18 protein-coding genes are annotated in these 15152 nt (G+C 67.5%); 9 read left to right on the top strand and 9 right to left on the bottom strand.

What is annotated here, in order from left to right; all coding sequences use genetic code 11:
• Positions 1-17 precede the first annotated feature (17 nt).
• On the bottom strand, positions 18-2891 hold the full coding sequence (locus tag FVE89_RS08905; protein WP_160533678.1) for a phosphoenolpyruvate carboxylase: 2874 nt from the start codon (positions 2889-2891) through the stop codon (positions 18-20).
• A 117-nt stretch (positions 2892-3008) separates the two neighbouring features.
• On the opposite strand from FVE89_RS08905, the gene FVE89_RS08910 reads away from it, so the two are divergent.
• Both FVE89_RS08910 and FVE89_RS08915 read left to right on the top strand, forming a co-directional pair.
• Positions 3009-3326, top strand: a complete 318-nt coding sequence (locus FVE89_RS08910) for a hypothetical protein (protein ID WP_160533679.1) — start codon at positions 3009-3011, stop codon at positions 3324-3326.
• Entirely contained in the window at positions 3323-3970 is a 648-nt protein-coding gene (locus FVE89_RS08915; RefSeq protein WP_160533680.1) for a hypothetical protein, read from the top strand. The genes FVE89_RS08910 and FVE89_RS08915 overlap by 4 nt, the downstream gene beginning before the upstream one ends.
• Positions 3971-3974: 4 nt before the next feature.
• Here FVE89_RS08915 and FVE89_RS08920 read toward each other — a convergent pair whose 3' ends face one another.
• On the bottom strand, positions 3975-4340 hold the full coding sequence (locus FVE89_RS08920) for a helix-hairpin-helix domain-containing protein (protein ID WP_160533681.1): 366 nt from the start codon (positions 4338-4340) through the stop codon (positions 3975-3977).
• A 225-nt stretch (positions 4341-4565) separates the two neighbouring features.
• Here FVE89_RS08920 and rpmF point away from each other — a divergent pair, with 225 nt between their 5' ends.
• A complete protein-coding gene (rpmF, locus tag FVE89_RS08925) occupies positions 4566-4754 on the top strand; it encodes a 50S ribosomal protein L32 (protein ID WP_003601373.1) in 189 nt (62 codons plus the stop codon).
• Positions 4755-4770: 16 nt separating this feature from the next.
• On the opposite strand, the gene FVE89_RS08930 is transcribed toward rpmF, so the two are convergent.
• Positions 4771-5085, bottom strand: a complete 315-nt coding sequence (locus FVE89_RS08930; RefSeq protein ID WP_160533682.1) for a hypothetical protein — start codon at positions 5083-5085, stop codon at positions 4771-4773.
• Between the two features lie 95 nt (positions 5086-5180).
• On the bottom strand, positions 5181-5768 hold the full coding sequence (gene phaR / locus FVE89_RS08935; RefSeq protein WP_160533683.1) for a polyhydroxyalkanoate synthesis repressor PhaR: 588 nt from the start codon (positions 5766-5768) through the stop codon (positions 5181-5183).
• Positions 5769-6087: 319 nt separating this feature from the next.
• On the opposite strand from phaR, the gene FVE89_RS08940 reads away from it, so the two are divergent.
• From FVE89_RS08940 to FVE89_RS08960, 5 genes are all read left to right on the top strand, one after another.
• Entirely contained in the window at positions 6088-7272 is a 1185-nt protein-coding gene (locus FVE89_RS08940; RefSeq protein WP_160533684.1) for an acetyl-CoA C-acetyltransferase, read from the top strand.
• A gap of 111 nt (positions 7273-7383) precedes the next feature.
• The gene (gene phbB, locus FVE89_RS08945; RefSeq protein WP_160533685.1) at positions 7384-8112 is read left to right on the top strand and encodes an acetoacetyl-CoA reductase; all 729 of its coding nucleotides are present in this window, start codon (positions 7384-7386) and stop codon (positions 8110-8112) included.
• Positions 8113-8623: 511 nt separating this feature from the next.
• Positions 8624-9106, top strand: a complete 483-nt coding sequence (locus tag FVE89_RS08950) for a hypothetical protein (protein WP_246730553.1) — start codon at positions 8624-8626, stop codon at positions 9104-9106.
• Between the two features lie 21 nt (positions 9107-9127).
• Positions 9128-9367, top strand: coding sequence for a hypothetical protein (locus tag FVE89_RS08955; protein ID WP_160533686.1), 240 nt, complete (start codon positions 9128-9130; stop codon positions 9365-9367).
• Between the two features lie 294 nt (positions 9368-9661).
• Positions 9662-10651, top strand: a complete 990-nt coding sequence (locus FVE89_RS08960) for an EamA family transporter (protein WP_246730560.1) — start codon at positions 9662-9664, stop codon at positions 10649-10651.
• Here FVE89_RS08960 and FVE89_RS08965 read toward each other — a convergent pair.
• Both FVE89_RS08965 and FVE89_RS08970 read right to left on the bottom strand, forming a co-directional pair.
• The gene (locus tag FVE89_RS08965) at positions 10590-11600 is read right to left on the bottom strand and encodes a helix-turn-helix domain-containing protein (RefSeq protein ID WP_160533687.1); all 1011 of its coding nucleotides are present in this window, start codon (positions 11598-11600) and stop codon (positions 10590-10592) included. The genes FVE89_RS08960 and FVE89_RS08965 overlap by 62 nt on opposite strands.
• A 387-nt stretch (positions 11601-11987) precedes the next feature.
• Complete coding sequence (locus tag FVE89_RS08970) at positions 11988-12416, bottom strand: cupin domain-containing protein (RefSeq protein WP_160533688.1); 429 nt, start codon at positions 12414-12416, stop codon at positions 11988-11990.
• A 100-nt stretch (positions 12417-12516) separates the two neighbouring features.
• Between FVE89_RS08970 and FVE89_RS08975 the strand changes: the two genes are divergently transcribed.
• On the top strand, positions 12517-13140 hold the full coding sequence (locus tag FVE89_RS08975; RefSeq protein ID WP_160533689.1) for a ribonuclease D: 624 nt from the start codon (positions 12517-12519) through the stop codon (positions 13138-13140).
• A 241-nt stretch (positions 13141-13381) separates the two neighbouring features.
• Here the strand turns inward: FVE89_RS08975 and FVE89_RS08980 are convergent, their stop codons facing one another.
• The 3 genes from FVE89_RS08980 to FVE89_RS08990 all read right to left on the bottom strand — a co-directional run bounded on the left by FVE89_RS08980 (position 13382) and on the right by FVE89_RS08990 (position 15073).
• Positions 13382-14062, bottom strand: a complete 681-nt coding sequence (locus FVE89_RS08980; protein ID WP_160533690.1) for a VOC family protein — start codon at positions 14060-14062, stop codon at positions 13382-13384.
• A gap of 77 nt (positions 14063-14139) precedes the next feature.
• Positions 14140-14418: a hypothetical protein gene (locus tag FVE89_RS08985; RefSeq protein WP_160533691.1), complete on the bottom strand. Its 279-nt coding sequence runs from the start codon at positions 14416-14418 to the stop codon at positions 14140-14142.
• A gap of 1 nt (position 14419) precedes the next feature.
• A complete protein-coding gene (locus FVE89_RS08990) occupies positions 14420-15073 on the bottom strand; it encodes an RNase A-like domain-containing protein (protein WP_246730562.1) in 654 nt (217 codons plus the stop codon).
• Between the last annotated feature and the right edge of the window lie 79 nt (positions 15074-15152).

Here is a 15152-nt window from a genome sequence, read left to right on the forward strand (position 1 = left end):
CAGGCCCCCGCCGCCGCTTATCCGAACGCCCCCACTTCGTGCTGGATCATCCCCGAGATCTCGCGCACCTGCTCGAACATCCGGCGGATCGGCTGGAACAGGTTGGCGTGCTCGGCTTCGTAGGTGCCGACATCCCGGGGACCCGCCGGTTCGCCGAAATTGAGGCCGAGCGTCGGATCCGGCGTGACCGGAAAAATCTCGTCGAGCAGCGTCAGGCAGCCGTCGATGTCGAGGCGCAGGAAGCGCTCCAAAAGCTGCTCGCGGGAGACGCCCGCCTGCGGCCGGAAGCCGGGGATATGCACCGCCAGGAACCAGATCCGGTGGATCAAAGCGAGCCGCAGGGCGTGCAGCAGGGTCAGCCGCGGCGACATCACGGGCAGGTCGGGCGCGGCCGCCGTCAGGGCGAGCCAGTCGCGGGTCAGCCGCCCGAACAGGCTTCGAAGGGCTGAGGCCAGATCGAGGCGCTCCAGCGCGCCCGCGATCACCACCAGCTCGTCCCGGCGGAAATCCTTCTGCGTGCGCCGTGCCCGCTCCAGCCACACGGCCGGGTCGAGGGTGTCGATATAGGCGCGCAGCACGTCGAGGTCGCCGACCGAAGCCGCGTGCTGCACCAGCCGGAAGGCCCGGGAGAAGCGCACCGAATCGCGGCGCATGTCGCGGAACAGGTCGGGCCCGCGCTGGGCGGCGCGGCCGATCCCGTGGAGGGAATTCGCCAGGAAGCCGAGCTGGTGCAGGATCGCGTTGTTGGGGATCGCCCGCATCTGGCGCGGATGGGTGATGCGGGCCGGGCCGCCAGTGTCGCTCTGGCGCGCCACGGGGCGCGAGCCGGTGCGGTCGATCAGGCTCGGGCCGAAGGTGCCGAGCAGCGCCGCGTAGCCCGGATCGTCCACCAGCGCCTCCATGTCCTGGCGGGCCGCCGTGAAGAATTCCAGGGCGAAGTCGGGCTCGGAATAGATCGGATCGTCCTTGGCGTCGGCCCCCGCCTCATCGTCGCCGAGGGCGTCTTCCGCGAAGGAATCGTCCTGCGCGATATCGAGGGCGTAGACGTGCTCACTGATGCGGGCGACGCTGGCCTCCGCCAAGGCCTCGGTGCCGAACAGCAGGTAGCCGTCAGTGCCCTGGAAGCTCGATTCGAGCCGGACCTTGATACCGGCTTTGCGGGCGCGATCCCGGGCATCTTCGGGCGCGAGATAGGCGAGGCGGTCGCGCAAGGAGGTCGGATGGGCGCCGCGCCCGATCGACTCGCCGTGGGTGTCGAAGATCGCGAGCTCGATGTCGGCGAGGCCGTTCTGGACCAGCATCTCGGTGATGCGCAGGCGCAGGCGCTCGATCCAGAAGGTGGCGGCGAGCTGGCCGACATAGCGGCCGGAATCCGAGTAGCCGAACTGCACGGTCAGCCGGCCGATGCGCTTCAGGTACCGGCGCCAGTGCGGGTTGCGCAGCGCGTCGTCGAGCACCCGGATGCCCTGCTCCAGGGCGCTCGCCGTCTCGAACAGCGGGGTGATCTCCAGCTTGTCGGCGATGCCATAGTGGCGCGCGAGCCAGAGGGCGGCGAGGAGCGTGTAGCCGGTCTCGGTCTCGGCGATCAGGAAGCGCACCGGATGGGTGCCGTCCACGTGCTTGAGGATCTGGGCGATCGTCATCATCAGCCGGGCGGCCGAGGCCCGCTCGGCGGCGAGCGCCCCGAAATCCACCGCCACCGGCCGCACGTCGTTCAGGAGCGCGTGGATGGTCGCGAGGTGCGAGCGGCGGCGGGCCGCGTCGGTCGGCTCGCCCTCAAGGTCGATCACCCGACGCACCGCGTTGTGGACCTGGCTGGCGTTCAGCCGGAAATGCGGCAGGGCATTCGACAGCCCGTGCGTGGCGACGCCGGCGCGCAGGATCGCGATCCGGCGCTTGTCGGCCGGGTCGTCGGCGGCTTCGATCGCCGCGGTGAGGCCGTCCACCAGGGCGCCGGCATCGGTCTGGGCGCGCTCGCGCTCGATGATCAGCGCCAGGGCGAAACGGTGTACCGATTCGAGGGAGGGCTTGTCGCCGAGCCGCGGCGCCACCGCGAGCTGGCGGTTGACCGCCGCCAGCGCCTCCTCGGCCAGCGCCCGGACCGGGCGGCAGCCGGCGATCTCGGGCAGCTCGCGCATCACCCGGTCGAACTGCATGCGCTTCGAGATCAGCCGGTAGCGCAGGGTGTCCCACCAGCCGATATCGGTCCGCCCGTCGGTGTCGCAGCCGACCCAGCTCGCGATCGCGAAGGGGCGGGGTGTCAGCTCGGTCCAGCTTTCCGGCCAGCGGGCGCGGGCGGCGTCGAGCAGCGCGCCGTTGAAGGCGTCGAGCGCCAGCCGCGCGTTGTTGGCCGCCGCGCAGGCCTGCTCGAACTCGACATCCAGGGTGATCGGCGCGTCAGGTCGCGTCGAGTGGGCGGCGGCACGCTCGATCAGGCCGGCGCCGGCGTCGGGCCGGCTCGCCGCCTCCGCGAGGAGGTCGGCCACGGCCCGCGGCATCCCGAAGGTCGGGTGCGCCGTGAACACCACCGCGAAGGCGGTGCGGTGGATGAAGGCCGCGAAGCGCTCGAAGCCGTCGGCCCCATCGGGCGCCGCCGCCACGAGTCGGGCTGGGATCGAGGCCGCCGCGTCGACGGGCCCGGCCGGGAGCCCGACATAGCTGCGCAGCCGCGCCGCCCGCGCCGCCAGGGATTCCGCGCGCAACCGCACGAACAGGGGTTCGAGATCGTCCGCCGCGATCTCGCCCCGGTCGAACCGCCGGGTGATCGCCAGGGCCACGGCCAGCACGGGGTTGCGGAACGGGTCCTCCCGCGCCTGATCCCGGGCGGCCTCGATCAGGCCGAGGAGGTGGTCCTCAAGGTCCTCGGGCTTGCGGCTCGGCACGTGCTGCATCGGTCGGTTCCGGCTCCGGTCTGTCCGCATTGGCCCGGTCTGACCGCCCACGCAAGGAGCGTTCCGCGTGGCCCGGGCTGGCGGCGAGCGGGTGACCGGGTTAGAGCTGCGGGCCTCATGGAGCGTCTGTTCATCATCCTGGCAATATTGATCTTCGTCCTCGCCGTCGTGGCCGTCGCCGTGATGGCGGCCCGGGGCCGGCGCGAACCCCTGCGCATGCACTCCGAGCTTGATTCGGAGGACGAAGACCTGTTCCTGGGTTCGGTCGGCCCGCGTCGCAGTCCGATCGATCGGACGGCACAGGTCCTCGATCAGAGGTCGCCCGATCCGCACGTGCTCGACTTGGAGGCGTCCGAATTGGAACCGATCAGAGCCCTGACCAAGAGAGAGCGCGATGAGCCGGCCCGGCGCGGTCCGCCGGAGGCGGGTCGATGAGGCTGCTGGCTCGCGGGGGCGTCGCCCTGCTGTGCGCTGCGTCGTTCCCCCTGTCGATCGGGCAGGCGGCTGCGGCTGCGCCGGCCCAGGCGCCGACCGCGCCAGTACCAACCACCCCGGCGCCGAACGAACCGGCACCGAACGAACCTGCCCCGTCGGCCGGTCCCCCGTCCGCGCAGCCCTGCGGGGCCAGCGCGGCGCGTTTCGAGAACGGCAAGAGCTTCAAGATGGTGGTCACCCGGGCCGGCCAGGTCCAGACCACCAATCCGCTGCGGCCGCTGACGCCCGAGGTGAACGAGGTGCTGCTGGTGGTGATCGCGGGAAAGGTCGCGACCGCCTACGGCCCGGACTTCTCGAACCTGCGGCGCGGAAGCGGCCCGGCGGCCATCGAGGCGATGCTGGGTGGCCCGATCAAGTGGCAGCCGACCCTGCCGGCGCTGCCCGATTCGATCACCATCGTCAGCGAGGAGGGGTCGCCCCTGGCGCAGCTGACCTTCCGTGCCTGCGAGGCGCCGCCCGCCGTGAAGGCGGCCCCGAAGGCGGTGGCCCGCAAGAAGGCCCCCGCCCGGCATGCGCCGCCGAAGGCCGCGGCCGAGAAGGTCCCCCCGGGCTTCTCCCTGCCTCAGGGGGCGATCGCCGAGTAGGCGGCTACTTCTGCTTGGCGATGACCTTGTCCTTGATGCCGTCGTAGACGGTCTTCGGGATGATCTTCTTGGAGACCAGATCGTCCTTGCCGCGGTAGGGACGGCCCTTGATGATCGCGGCCGCGCGGGCTGCGCCGATGCCGGGCAGCGCATCGAGTTCCGCGGCGCTGGCACTGTTGAGGTCGATCAGCGCCGTCTTGGCGGCGTTCGGCGACCCGGCGACCGGAGCGCTCGGTGCCGTGGGCCGGGCGGGTGCGGTCGGGACCGTGGCCGTGGGCGCCTGCGGGGCTGGGGCCTGCGCCAGGGCGGGGGCGCCCACGAGGCTTGAGAGGAGGGCGAGCAGAGCGAGGGTCTTGGTGGAGGAAGCCATGGCGTTCTCCCGAGAAGCGCGGCCCGCTGCGCGGCACCGGTAATGCAGATCTGCGCTGCCGCGCTTGAACCCACGCTTAACGGTTGTGGTCGGGCACCCCTAGCCAGGGGCGGACGCCGCAGCTATAAGCGCGCCCTCATCCGTATCCCGCGGTGCGCGTGGCGATCCTCGATCGGGGAGCCGCCCGGGCGCCGCTTTGTCCGCGGCGTCACGAAGGATCACACCATGGCCGTCCCGAAGCGAAAGACCTCCCCCTCCCGCCGCGGCATGCGCCGCTCGGCCGACGCCCTCAAGGCGCCGACCTATGTCGAGGACAAGGATTCCGGCGAGCTGCGCCGTCCGCACCACATCGATCTGAAGACCGGCATGTACCGCGGCCGTCAGGTCCTCAAGGTGAAGTCCGCCGAGGCGTAAGGCTTCTCGCGGCGCCTCAGGCGAGGCGCCGCGCGGTCTCCGCGTAGCACGCGGTGGCCATTCGGGTCCGTTCCAGACGCGACGGAAGCAGCGTCGGGTCTTCGGCCGTCAGCAACTGCGCGATGAAGCCGGCGCGGGATGTTCCCGGGGCCGCGCGCTCCGCCGGCACGGCCCTGTCACGCCCCTCGGGGTAGCCCCCATCGATCACGACGAGTGCCCGTCCCGTGGGACGCACGGCCTCGGACCGCCCGCCTTCCGTGGCGCCGGGCGTCGCCCGCACAGGCCTGACCTGTGCCAGGCCGAGACGGTTGCCTGCTTCGACTCGCACCATGGCGACACGCTCCGCACGTTTCCGTGCCGGTGTCGCAAAGGTGATACCGGTATTAAGGTTTCATCAACTTCTATTCGGTCGCCTCGAATGGGCGATTATTTTTTTGCCAGAGCCTCCAGGCGCTGCTGCATCTCCAGCATCTGCCGCTTCAGGTCGTCGAGCTCGCCGCCGCCATAGGGCGCGGGGGCGGGCGGCGGGGCCGGCTGGGTCCCGGCGGGCGGCGCGAAGCCCGTGAACATCTTCATGGCATCGCCGAAGAAGCTCATGTTGGTGCGCACCTGCTGCTCGATCGCGTTCTGGAACGCGGCCGGGCCGAAGCTGTGGGCGAACTTTTCGCGCAAGCCATCCTGGTCCTTCGCGAAATTCGCCATGGAGAATTCCAGGAAGCTCGGCACCATGGTGCGCATGCTGTCGCCGTAGAAGCGGATGAGCTGGCGCAGGAACGCCACCGGAAGCAGGTTCTCGGCGCCGGCCTTGTTCTCCTGCTCGAAGATGATCTGCGTGAGGACCGAGCGGGTGATGTCGTCGCCCGTGCGCGCATCGTACACGACGAAGTCCTCGCCGTTCTGGACCATCGTGGCGAGGTCCTCGAGCGTCACGTAGGTCGAGGTGCCGGTGTGATAGAGGCGCCGGTTGGCGTACTTCTTGATGACGGTCTGTGTGGCCTTGACGGTATCCGCCATCGGGAACGGCCTTTCTCGACTCGAGACCTCGGGACATGCGGGTCCGCGTGATGCGGCCCTGCGGGGATCGTCTTCGCGTCCGCAGCACGATCCTTAAAGCCTTCTCCGGGCGCAGAAAACAGCAAACTGCATCTCTTCAACGCAGAATAATGCAGGCCTCGCCGCGGCCGGGCGCCATTTCAGTCTCGCAGACGCGTCATCGGCATCATTTCGAGCTCCGACGCGCAATCTTGACTTCGCCGATGCCAAGCCCTTCATCCCAGAGCCAGCACAGAGCGCGCCCCGGAAGGCGCGCCGGCTCGCGAGAGGAGAACGCAACATGGCAGCCAGCGAAGAGATCGTCATCGTCGGGGCCGCGCGCACGCCGGTCGGCTCGTTCGGCGGCGCCTTCGGGGCGGTGCCGGCCCACGAGCTCGGCGCGACGGCGATCAAGGCGGCCCTGGAGCGCGCCAAGGTCTCGCCCGAGGAGGTCGACGAGGTGATCTTCGGCCAGGTGCTCACCGCCGGCGCCGGCCAGAACCCGGCCCGCCAGGCCGCCATCAAGGCCGGCATCCCCGAGAAGGCCACCGCCTGGGGCCTCAACCAGGTCTGCGGCTCGGGCCTGCGCACGGTCGCCATCGGCATGCAGCAGATCGCCAACGGCGACGCCAAGATCATCGTGGCTGGCGGCCAGGAATCGATGTCGCTCGCGCCCCACGCGCAGTATCTGCGCGGCGGCCAGAAGATGGGCGACGTGAAGCTCGTCGACACCATGATCAAGGACGGGCTCTGGGACGCCTTCAACGGCTACCATATGGGCCAGACCGCCGAGAACGTCGCCCAGGCCTTCCAGCTCACCCGCGAGCAGCAGGACCAGTTCGCGACCCGCTCGCAGAACAAGGCCGAGGCCGCCCGCAAGGAGGGCCGGTTCAAGGAGGAGATCGTTCCGGTCACGGTCCCGGGCAAGAAGGGCGACACGGTCGTCGATACCGACGAATACATCCGCGACGGCGCCACCGTGGAGGCGATGGCCAAGCTGAAGCCCGCCTTCGCCAAGGAGGGCACCGTCACCGCCGCCAACGCCTCGGGCCTCAACGACGGCGCCGCCGCCCTGGTGCTGATGTCGGCCTCCGAGGCCGAGCGCCGCGGCCTCACCCCGCTCGCCAAGATCAAGTCCTGGGCGACCGCCGGCGTCGATCCGAAGGTGATGGGCACCGGCCCGATCCCGGCCTCCCGCAAGGCCCTGGAGAAGGCCGGCTGGAAGCCCGCCGACCTCGACCTGATCGAGGCCAACGAGGCCTTCGCGGCCCAGGCCCTCGCGGTCAATAAGGACATGGGCTGGGACGACGCGAAGGTGAACGTCAATGGCGGCGCCATCGCCATCGGCCACCCGATCGGCGCCTCGGGCGCCCGCGTGCTCGTCACGCTGCTGCACGAGATGAAGCGGCGCGATGCCAAGAAGGGCCTCGCCACGCTCTGCATCGGCGGCGGCATGGGCGTGGCGATGTGCGTCGAGCGGACCTGATGGATCTGTAACGCCCGGTCTCGACAACTTAGACTTAAGGCCGAGATCAGAAAAATTCGCGTGCGGACGCCATCCGCACGCGTCATCACGGGCTGCCAACAGGAGGAAACAATGGCTCAAGGACGCGTCGCCCTCGTCACGGGCGGCACCCGCGGTATCGGTGCGGCGATCTCGAAGCGGCTGAAGGACAAGGGCTACAGGGTGGCGGCGAATTACGGCGGCAACGACGAGGCCGCCAACGCCTTCAAGGCCGAGACCGGCATCCCGGTCTTCAAGTTCGACGTGGGGGATCTCGCGAGCTGCGAGGCCGGGATCAAGGCGATCGAGGCGGAGGTCGGACCGATCGACATCCTCGTCAACAATGCCGGCATCACCCGGGACGGCGCCTTCCACAAGATGACCTTCGACAAGTGGCAGGCGGTCATCAAGACCAACCTCGACTCGATGTTCACCTGCACGCGGCCGCTGATCGAGGGCATGCGCAGCCGCAACTTCGGCCGCATCATCATCATCTCGTCGATCAACGGCCAGAAGGGCCAAGCCGGCCAGACCAACTACTCGGCCGCCAAGGCCGGCGTGATCGGCTTCGCCAAGGCGCTCGCGCAGGAGAGCGCGTCCAAGGGCATTACGGTGAACGTGATCGCGCCGGGCTACATCGCCACCGAGATGGTGATGGCTGTGCCGGAGGATATCCGCAACAAGATCATCTCCACGATCCCGACCGGCCGCCTCGGCGAGGCCGACGAGATCGCGCATGCGGTCGAGTACCTCGCGAGCGACGAGGCCGGCTTCGTGAACGGCTCGACGCTGACGATCAACGGCGGCCAGCACTTCGTCTGATCGAGACCTCGGGCGCGCCGGTCTCAGGCTGGCGCGCCCGATTCGCCTGTCCCGCGCTTCGGCGTGTGCGCGGGCCGGCCGTATGGCTCCCGGAGCCGGTCCTGACGCGGCGTTCCCCGCCCGTACCCGCATCGCTTTTCGAGGCCCGGTGCCCGTGAACGGCCGGGCAGCGCGGTTGTCGGGGCTCTCCACGCGGCCTCTGCCGGGCTCCAGCTCATCAGGGTTGGCACCGATTCAGGATTGGGGTGCGCAGGCCTTCCTGTATCTGATGCCGAGCAATTGCGCTGCTATTAAGATCAATATTTACTATAGAAAATAAGTAACATTGTCTGCGGGCGCGGCGCGTCGATCCGCGCTGCATGCGCATGCCGACCGGCTGTGCAGAACAGACGATTCGAGAACCGATTGTTCACGTGCTCTGGGGCACGAACAAGCCGAGCGTGTCCGTATAGGTCTCGTTCCGTCGCGCCGCGGATGTTCGCGCCGACAGTAGAACGGGAGTGCGAGCACCATGATCCAGCGTCTTCACGGTAAATATGCCGTTCAGGCTGTCCGCGAAACCGGAGTCTGTTCTGCGCAACGCGGCGGCAAAGCTGGCGGCCGGCCGGTTCGGCTTCTCCCGAGCGCCGCGAAGGTCGCCCTGGCGGCGGCCTGCGCCCTGGGCCTCGCCGCCTGCGTCACGCCCCAGGAGCGGCACGCGATGGATCAGAACCAGTGCTACGGGTTCGGATTCGAGCCGGGCACCGATGCCTTCGCACAGTGCATGATGGGCCTTCACCAGGATCGTGCGGCCGCCGCGGCCGCCAGCAACCGGTACTGGCAGGCCCAGCTCGCCGAGCAGAACCGCCGCCGCGAGGCGCAGCGCGACCTCTACAGGATGATGAGCCTGCAGCGGAGCGGCGACACGCGCTTTCCCGTCTGCGGCGCGTCCTACGATGGCGGCATAGATCACCGGACCGCGACTTGGTACGGCCCCAACTGCCGCGCCCGCTGACCCGGACCGAGGGAGGTTCCCATGTCTGACGTAACGACCCGCGGCCCGGCCAACCCGAGCCGGATCATCTTCGTGACGACGGCCCTGATCGGCGCCGCCGTCGGCTTCGGCACCGGCGACATCCGCTGGTTCACGCTGGCCGTCATCGGCTCGGCCGCCCTGCTCTGCACGGGCTACGGCCTGCTCCGGCGGCGGCTCGGCTGGAAGCCGCTGAACGTCGAATATCTCGCCGATCTCATGCGGGTGATCAGCCCGCACTGAGGCGCCGGAAGACGCGGCCCGTGCGGGCGAACCGCCGGGCCGATCTGAACCGCGCGGGTCCGCGAGGACCCGGCCGCATCCGATCTCCATCCCCGCCCGCTTGCCCCGCTCCGGAGGCCACCATGACGCTCGCCCTGATCATCGCCTGCATCCTGCTCGTCAACTTTCTGATGGCCGGCCTGTTCTCCCTCGTGGCCCTGTGGGCCGACTGACCCGCACACGACGGTGCCCGTACCGGATGGGCGTGGAAACTTGTCCTCGCCGACTCGGATGTCTGCGTGGTAGCGGCCTCCCATGAATGGATCCGCGCCGGTCTCGTCCCGCCCGTTGACCCGCTCCGCCGCGACCCTGGCGGGCTTCGGCGCGATCGCGCTCTGGTCGCTGCTCGCCCTGTTCACGGCTGCGTCCGGAACGGTGCCGCCGTTCCAGCTCGCCGCCATGACGTTCCTGCTCGGCGGCCTTTGCGGCTGCTCCGTCTGGATCGCCCGTCCGGCCCGGGCCCGCGCGCTGCTCCAGCCCTGGCCGGTCTGGCTGCTCGGGATCGGGGGCTTGTTCGGCTATCACGCCCTCTACTTCAGCGCCCTGCGCCTCGCGCCGCCCGCCGAAGCCGGGCTGATCAATTATCTCTGGCCGCTTCTGATCGTGCTGTTCTCCGCGCGCCTGCCGGGATCGGACGGGCTGCGCCTCGGTCATCTCGCCGGCGCGTTGCTGGGTCTTGCCGGCGTCGCGGCCCTGTTCGTCGGGCGGGGCGACCTCGGATTCCCCGCCGGAGCCCTGCCGGGCTACGCGGCCTCCTTCGCGGCGGCCTTCGTATGGGCCGGCTACTCCGTTCTCTCGGCCCGGGTCGGGCAGGTGCCGACCGATGCGGTGGCCGGCTTCTGCCTCGCCACCGCGGCGCTCAGCCTCCTCTGTCATCTGGCCTTCGAGACGACAGTCTGGCCAGCCGATGCGACGCAGTGGGGCGCGGTGGTGTTGCTCGGCCTGGGTCCCGTCGGGGCCGCCTTCTATCTCTGGGACATAGGCTGCAAGCGCGGCGACGTCCGGCTGCTCGGCGTCACGGCCTATGCGGCGCCGGTCCTCTCGACGCTGATCCTGGTGGTGACCGGCTATGCCAGCCCCGGGCCGGCCCTGGCGCTCGCCTGCCTGCTGATCGTGGCCGGTGCGCTGACGGCGGTGCGTGCTTCGCGCGCGGCGCCCAAGCAGGCTCAGGGCTCAAGCAGGCTCAGGGATGAACCCGATTCGCCCGACTCTGCCCGCTCGCACCGCGGCCGGGCAGAATCCTGAGGACGGCGACCTCCCGATATTCGCGCGGGCTCATGCCATGGCGGTGCTTGAAGCGGCGCGCGAAGTGAGACTGGCTGGTGAAGCCGCATCCGTATGCGAGCGTGCCTATGGGCATGTGAACGCAGGCTGGATCGGCCAAGCGCTTGGCCGCGACCTCCAGCCGACGCTCCCAGATCCAATCGGAGATGTGCCGGCCGCGTTCGTGAAACAGTTCCTGCAACCGACGGAGCGAAACGCCCATCGCGGCGGCGAGCTGTGGAGGATCCAGGGAAGCATTCTGCAGATTGGCCTCGACGTAGGCCTTGGCGCGCTGGACCACGACGCTGCCATGTAGCGGCCGGGGCATCTCCTGCGCGAGCCGCTCGGCGAGACTCGCGACGATCAGATCGACGCCGATCTCCGCCATGCGCTCTGCCGCATCGGGCGAGAGCTGACGGCGCAGCTGGATCAGCTGATGGATGAAGCTCGTCGCCAGCTTGGTGGATGCGAGATCCGCTCCGAGGGACAGTCCCGCATAGAGGCGCGTCGAGCCAAACACGCTCTCCAGGCGCTCGCGCGGCAATTCGAGAAACAGAGCTTGGCTGTCCCGATGGGTCGCTATCACGGAGGGCCGATGATCCAGCACGACCATGTCTCCGGGGTGCTGCACCGCTTCTCGACCGTCCTGGAGGGTCGTCGATTGGCCGGCGAGTTTGATCACCACCACGAGCATCCCGGACCTGTCGTGGCGCCGCGCCGCGGCGGGCGTCGTCTCACACCGCAAAGCGCCTTGCGCCAGGCGTGAAACCTGGAGGGGACCGAGTGCGGCCACGTCGAGCTTGGCCTGAAAGGGGGCATCCCTGTCGAGGCGTTGGACGTCGATCGGGACGAGCCGCTCGGCCAGGAGGTCGCGCCACAGTTTGAAGCCGACGCCTGGTTGGAGGCCATCCGTCGAGAAGAGTGTTTGCATCGGCAGGATAAGCGACGGCTGCTATCGAGATTTCTGGCTCGAAACGCGACTGATCTGCCTCTGTATGTATTTATACGAAGCATCAAAGCGTATTAAAATAACATCTTTATAAAACGCGGTAAAACGCGACGTTGCAACCCGGCTATTCCGGAGCAGCAGTCCAATTCTCCCGGCAATCGGAACGGCGCGCCGATCGTTCTGCGTCGGCGGAGGGTTCCCGAGAGCCGACAATGCGGATCCGCGCAGTCGATCGCCAGAGCGCGCTCAGGGAGCGGCTGCCTCCAGATCTGGACGATCGGCTTGTTTTGCGTGTCGTTGCTTGAGATCGAAGCGTCACGCGGCCACCGATCTCAGGACGCTCCGCCGTCAGCTGCTTTGCCTCAGCTTCTAGCCTCGCGGCGTCGGCCGCCAATCCGGCGGCGCCATCTCGAACCCCGAAAACTCGAAGCCCGGCGAGACCGTGCAGCCGACGAGCGTCCAGGCGCCGAGGCTGGTCGCGGTCTGCCAGTGGCCCGCCGGCACCACGCATTGCGGCCGCTGGCCGGCGGCGAGGTCAGGCCCCAGATGCCGGGCCTCGGCGTCGTGCCCGTTCGGGCTCGTGGTGATCACCAGCGGCGCGCCGGCGTGCCAATGCCAGATCTCGGTGGCGTCGACCCGGTGCCACGCCGAGACCTCGCCGAGGTCGAGCAGGAAGTAGATCGCGGTGCCGACCGAGCGCCCCTCGACAGTCCGCGGATCGCGAAACGTCTCGCGGTAATGGCCGCCCTCGGGATGGGGCTTGAGCCCCAAAGTCGCGATCACCTCGGCTGCCGTCATGACCGTCCCTCCGCCGCGCAACGACTCCCGCGCGCCGCCGCATGCTTGCCGCCACTTGGCACCGATGCTACCGGCCGAAAACCCTCAAGGTCCGAGAAAGATGCCGAGCCCGACCGTACGCCTCCACCGCGGCGACCTGCCCGCCGATTACGATGCCGGCCGGGCGGTGGCCATCGACACCGAGACGCTCGGCCTCAACCCCCATCGCGACCGGCTCTGCGTGGTGCAGATCTCGACCGGCGACGGCACCGCCGATGTGGTGCAGATCCCGCAAGGTGGCCCGGAGCCCGTGGTGCTCAAGCGCGTCCTGGCGGATCCTGCGGTGCTGAAGATTTTTCACTTCGCGCGCTTCGATGTGGCGGTGCTCGACAAGGCGTTCGGGGTGATGCCGCAACCGGTCTACTGCACCAAGATCGCCTCGAAACTCGCCCGCACCTATACCGACCGCCACGGGCTCAAGGACGTGGTGCGCGAACTCGTCGGCGTCGACCTATCGAAGCAGCAGCAATCCTCCGATTGGGGCGCCGAGACCCTGTCGCAGGCGCAGCTCGATTACGCGGCCTCGGACGTGCTCCACCTCCACGCGGCGCGCGACCGGCTCGACGCGATGCTGGCCCGCGAGGGGCGCACCGACCTCGCCGCCGCCTGCTTCGCCTTCCTGCCGACCCGCGCCCGCCTCGACCTCGACGGCTGGCCGGAGGTCGATATTTTTGCGCATAGCTGAGTGCCTGTTTGAAGCGGCTTATCCAACTCACAGCCTCATCCTGAGGTGCCCGCGTCAGCGGGCCTCGAAGGAGGGCTCCAGAAATCGCGCGGCTGGCTGGAGGGCTCCTTCGAGGCCTCCGCTGCGCTCCGGCACCTCAGGATGAGGAGGTGGGGTTGGATCTGGGTCGCATCGAGCGATGCGCAGCCGCGGTTGGACCGTCAAACAGGTTCGAAGGAGCAGACCTCGGTCTGCCGGTCCATCAGGTCAGCGTCCGCGGGCCGGACGGCGTCGTGATCCGCGCGGTCCAGCGCGGACCGTCGCCCGGCACGACTGCCGGAGGGTCGGCCAGCCCAAGCGCCGCGTGAAGTTTTCGGACGCCGTCCGGATCCGGATGCGTCAGGGCCAGCGCATCGAGCCGCGCACCGAAATCCGGCATCGTCCGGGCCGGGCTGCCGCTCGGACCCCAATCCATCACGGAGGGCGCGGCGCCGTCCGCCGGCCACGCCCCATCCGGGCGGACGCCGAAACACCACGACAGGGCGCCGCGGGTCACCGTTGCGGCCTGCCCGAGCAGGCCCTGATGAGCAGCGAGCACACCGTCGAGATCGTCCGTGCGGGCGACGAAGCCGCGCAGCCGCCGGCCCGAATCCCAGTCCGCGCGCACCTTCGGCGGCTCGCTCAAGCCGAACCAGCGGGCTCGGGGTGGGGCAGGGGCTTCCGGATCGACGGCGATCACCTCCAGGAATACCGCGTCGCCAAGGCGCAGCAGGTGGTTGCGGGTGCCCATCTCGCGATGGCGACCGCCCTCCGGCATCGTTAGGCCGAGACAGTCCCTGACATGCGCCACGCCCTCCGCGAGATCCGGCGCGACGACGACGAGGTGGTCGAGGTAAGCATCACGGTGGAAGGATAGAGCGATGACATTTGGCTTGATCGACATCTCAGTATAGCCCCTAACTCTGAGGCCTCATCGGGGCAATTCATCCTTTTGGCGAAAGTTTATTTACCTAAATGAGATCAAAGCCGGTCTCGTGCCATTTTTAAAAGCTGACGCAGACCAAAGCTGTCGCGAAATACGGTATCCGCGGAGGATGACCACCAAATACTTTGTAGTTCTTTGTCGTCTATATCATCCTGAATTATAGTATTAAGATATGAACGTAGTCGTGATCTCTGTTGTTCATCCTGGAATGGAGATAGAACCGTATCAATTAATTCTTCTTCAGTTTCGACATCATCCAATATGCCAGAATAGAATTGGAGTGAAAATTTTTTGAATTCGGGCGGTTGTTGCATATCAATCTCCTTCAGTTCGCGGATATGCTGTCCGGACGCGAAATCCGCGAGACGAACTTGGGTCGTGTCTTAAATAAACGCCAACACCGTAGGTATCGCGCACATACACGACACCATCATTATTACTATAAGCTTCTCTGCCTGTCTTATAGCTAAACTGTTTTTTAATAAAAACGCTTTCGCTCGATCCAGACGCGACAAGATCAACCTCTGATTTATTCTCGTCAATCGTGGCGTTGACAAGCGAGTTGGCGGAATCGATGGATGAAAAACTCCCATCCCTCCTTTCGCCGCCATTATAAAAAAGCGTCCGCCACTGAGATTTTCGAACCCTCTCAGATAATTCATCATCAGATTTTCCGACATGCCTGCCTAGAGTGTGGCCGCCACGCCCCTCCTCAGCTCTGAGATCGACTTTATATCTTTGATCATCTTCACTGCTGACGAGAATAAGATGTGCATCATCACCGGTTATGAATTCTTCGGAGCCGTTATCACTTGTCCATTGACCGCCGTCCGGTTGGCCAGCCGGCACCCGCGGTTGGCCTGGGTTGTAGGCATGAAGAATGAGGCCGAGGCGAAGCAGCTTCACTTCAACCCGCAAAGCCGCCAACTGCCACCGCGACTGAGTGACAACGATCTCATTCGCGACCATGAATCACTCCGCTCGTGGACGGGAGTGTTCATAGGCTAATAATCTTATCAGGTTAATGGCGTTCTTGCTTTGTTCGAGC

The organism is Methylobacterium sp. 2A, assembly GCF_009806555.1.
Taxonomy (GTDB): domain Bacteria; phylum Pseudomonadota; class Alphaproteobacteria; order Rhizobiales; family Beijerinckiaceae; genus Methylobacterium.

Bases quoted from the DNA above. Each gene is read 5' to 3' on its own strand.
- FVE89_RS08905 (WP_160533678.1), bottom strand. From the start codon at position 2,891: ATGCAGCACGTGCCGAGCCGCAAGCCCGAGGACCTTGAGGACCACCTC.
- FVE89_RS08910 (WP_160533679.1), top strand. From the start codon at position 3,009: ATGGAGCGTCTGTTCATCATCCTGGCAATATTGATCTTCGTCCTCGCC.
- FVE89_RS08915 (WP_160533680.1), top strand. From the start codon at position 3,323: ATGAGGCTGCTGGCTCGCGGGGGCGTCGCCCTGCTGTGCGCTGCGTCG.
- FVE89_RS08920 (WP_160533681.1), bottom strand. From the start codon at position 4,340: ATGGCTTCCTCCACCAAGACCCTCGCTCTGCTCGCCCTCCTCTCAAGC.
- rpmF (WP_003601373.1), top strand. From the start codon at position 4,566: ATGGCCGTCCCGAAGCGAAAGACCTCCCCCTCCCGCCGCGGCATGCGC.
- FVE89_RS08930 (WP_160533682.1), bottom strand. From the start codon at position 5,085: ATGGTGCGAGTCGAAGCAGGCAACCGTCTCGGCCTGGCACAGGTCAGG.
- phaR (WP_160533683.1), bottom strand. From the start codon at position 5,768: ATGGCGGATACCGTCAAGGCCACACAGACCGTCATCAAGAAGTACGCC.
- FVE89_RS08940 (WP_160533684.1), top strand. From the start codon at position 6,088: ATGGCAGCCAGCGAAGAGATCGTCATCGTCGGGGCCGCGCGCACGCCG.
- phbB (WP_160533685.1), top strand. From the start codon at position 7,384: ATGGCTCAAGGACGCGTCGCCCTCGTCACGGGCGGCACCCGCGGTATC.
- FVE89_RS08950 (WP_246730553.1), top strand. From the start codon at position 8,624: ATGATCCAGCGTCTTCACGGTAAATATGCCGTTCAGGCTGTCCGCGAA.
- FVE89_RS08955 (WP_160533686.1), top strand. From the start codon at position 9,128: ATGTCTGACGTAACGACCCGCGGCCCGGCCAACCCGAGCCGGATCATC.
- FVE89_RS08960 (WP_246730560.1), top strand. From the start codon at position 9,662: ATGAATGGATCCGCGCCGGTCTCGTCCCGCCCGTTGACCCGCTCCGCC.
- FVE89_RS08965 (WP_160533687.1), bottom strand. From the start codon at position 11,600: ATGCAAACACTCTTCTCGACGGATGGCCTCCAACCAGGCGTCGGCTTC.
- FVE89_RS08970 (WP_160533688.1), bottom strand. From the start codon at position 12,416: ATGACGGCAGCCGAGGTGATCGCGACTTTGGGGCTCAAGCCCCATCCC.
- FVE89_RS08975 (WP_160533689.1), top strand. From the start codon at position 12,517: ATGCCGAGCCCGACCGTACGCCTCCACCGCGGCGACCTGCCCGCCGAT.
- FVE89_RS08980 (WP_160533690.1), bottom strand. From the start codon at position 14,062: ATGTCGATCAAGCCAAATGTCATCGCTCTATCCTTCCACCGTGATGCT.
- FVE89_RS08985 (WP_160533691.1), bottom strand. From the start codon at position 14,418: ATGCAACAACCGCCCGAATTCAAAAAATTTTCACTCCAATTCTATTCT.
- FVE89_RS08990 (WP_246730562.1), bottom strand. From the start codon at position 15,073: ATGGTCGCGAATGAGATCGTTGTCACTCAGTCGCGGTGGCAGTTGGCG.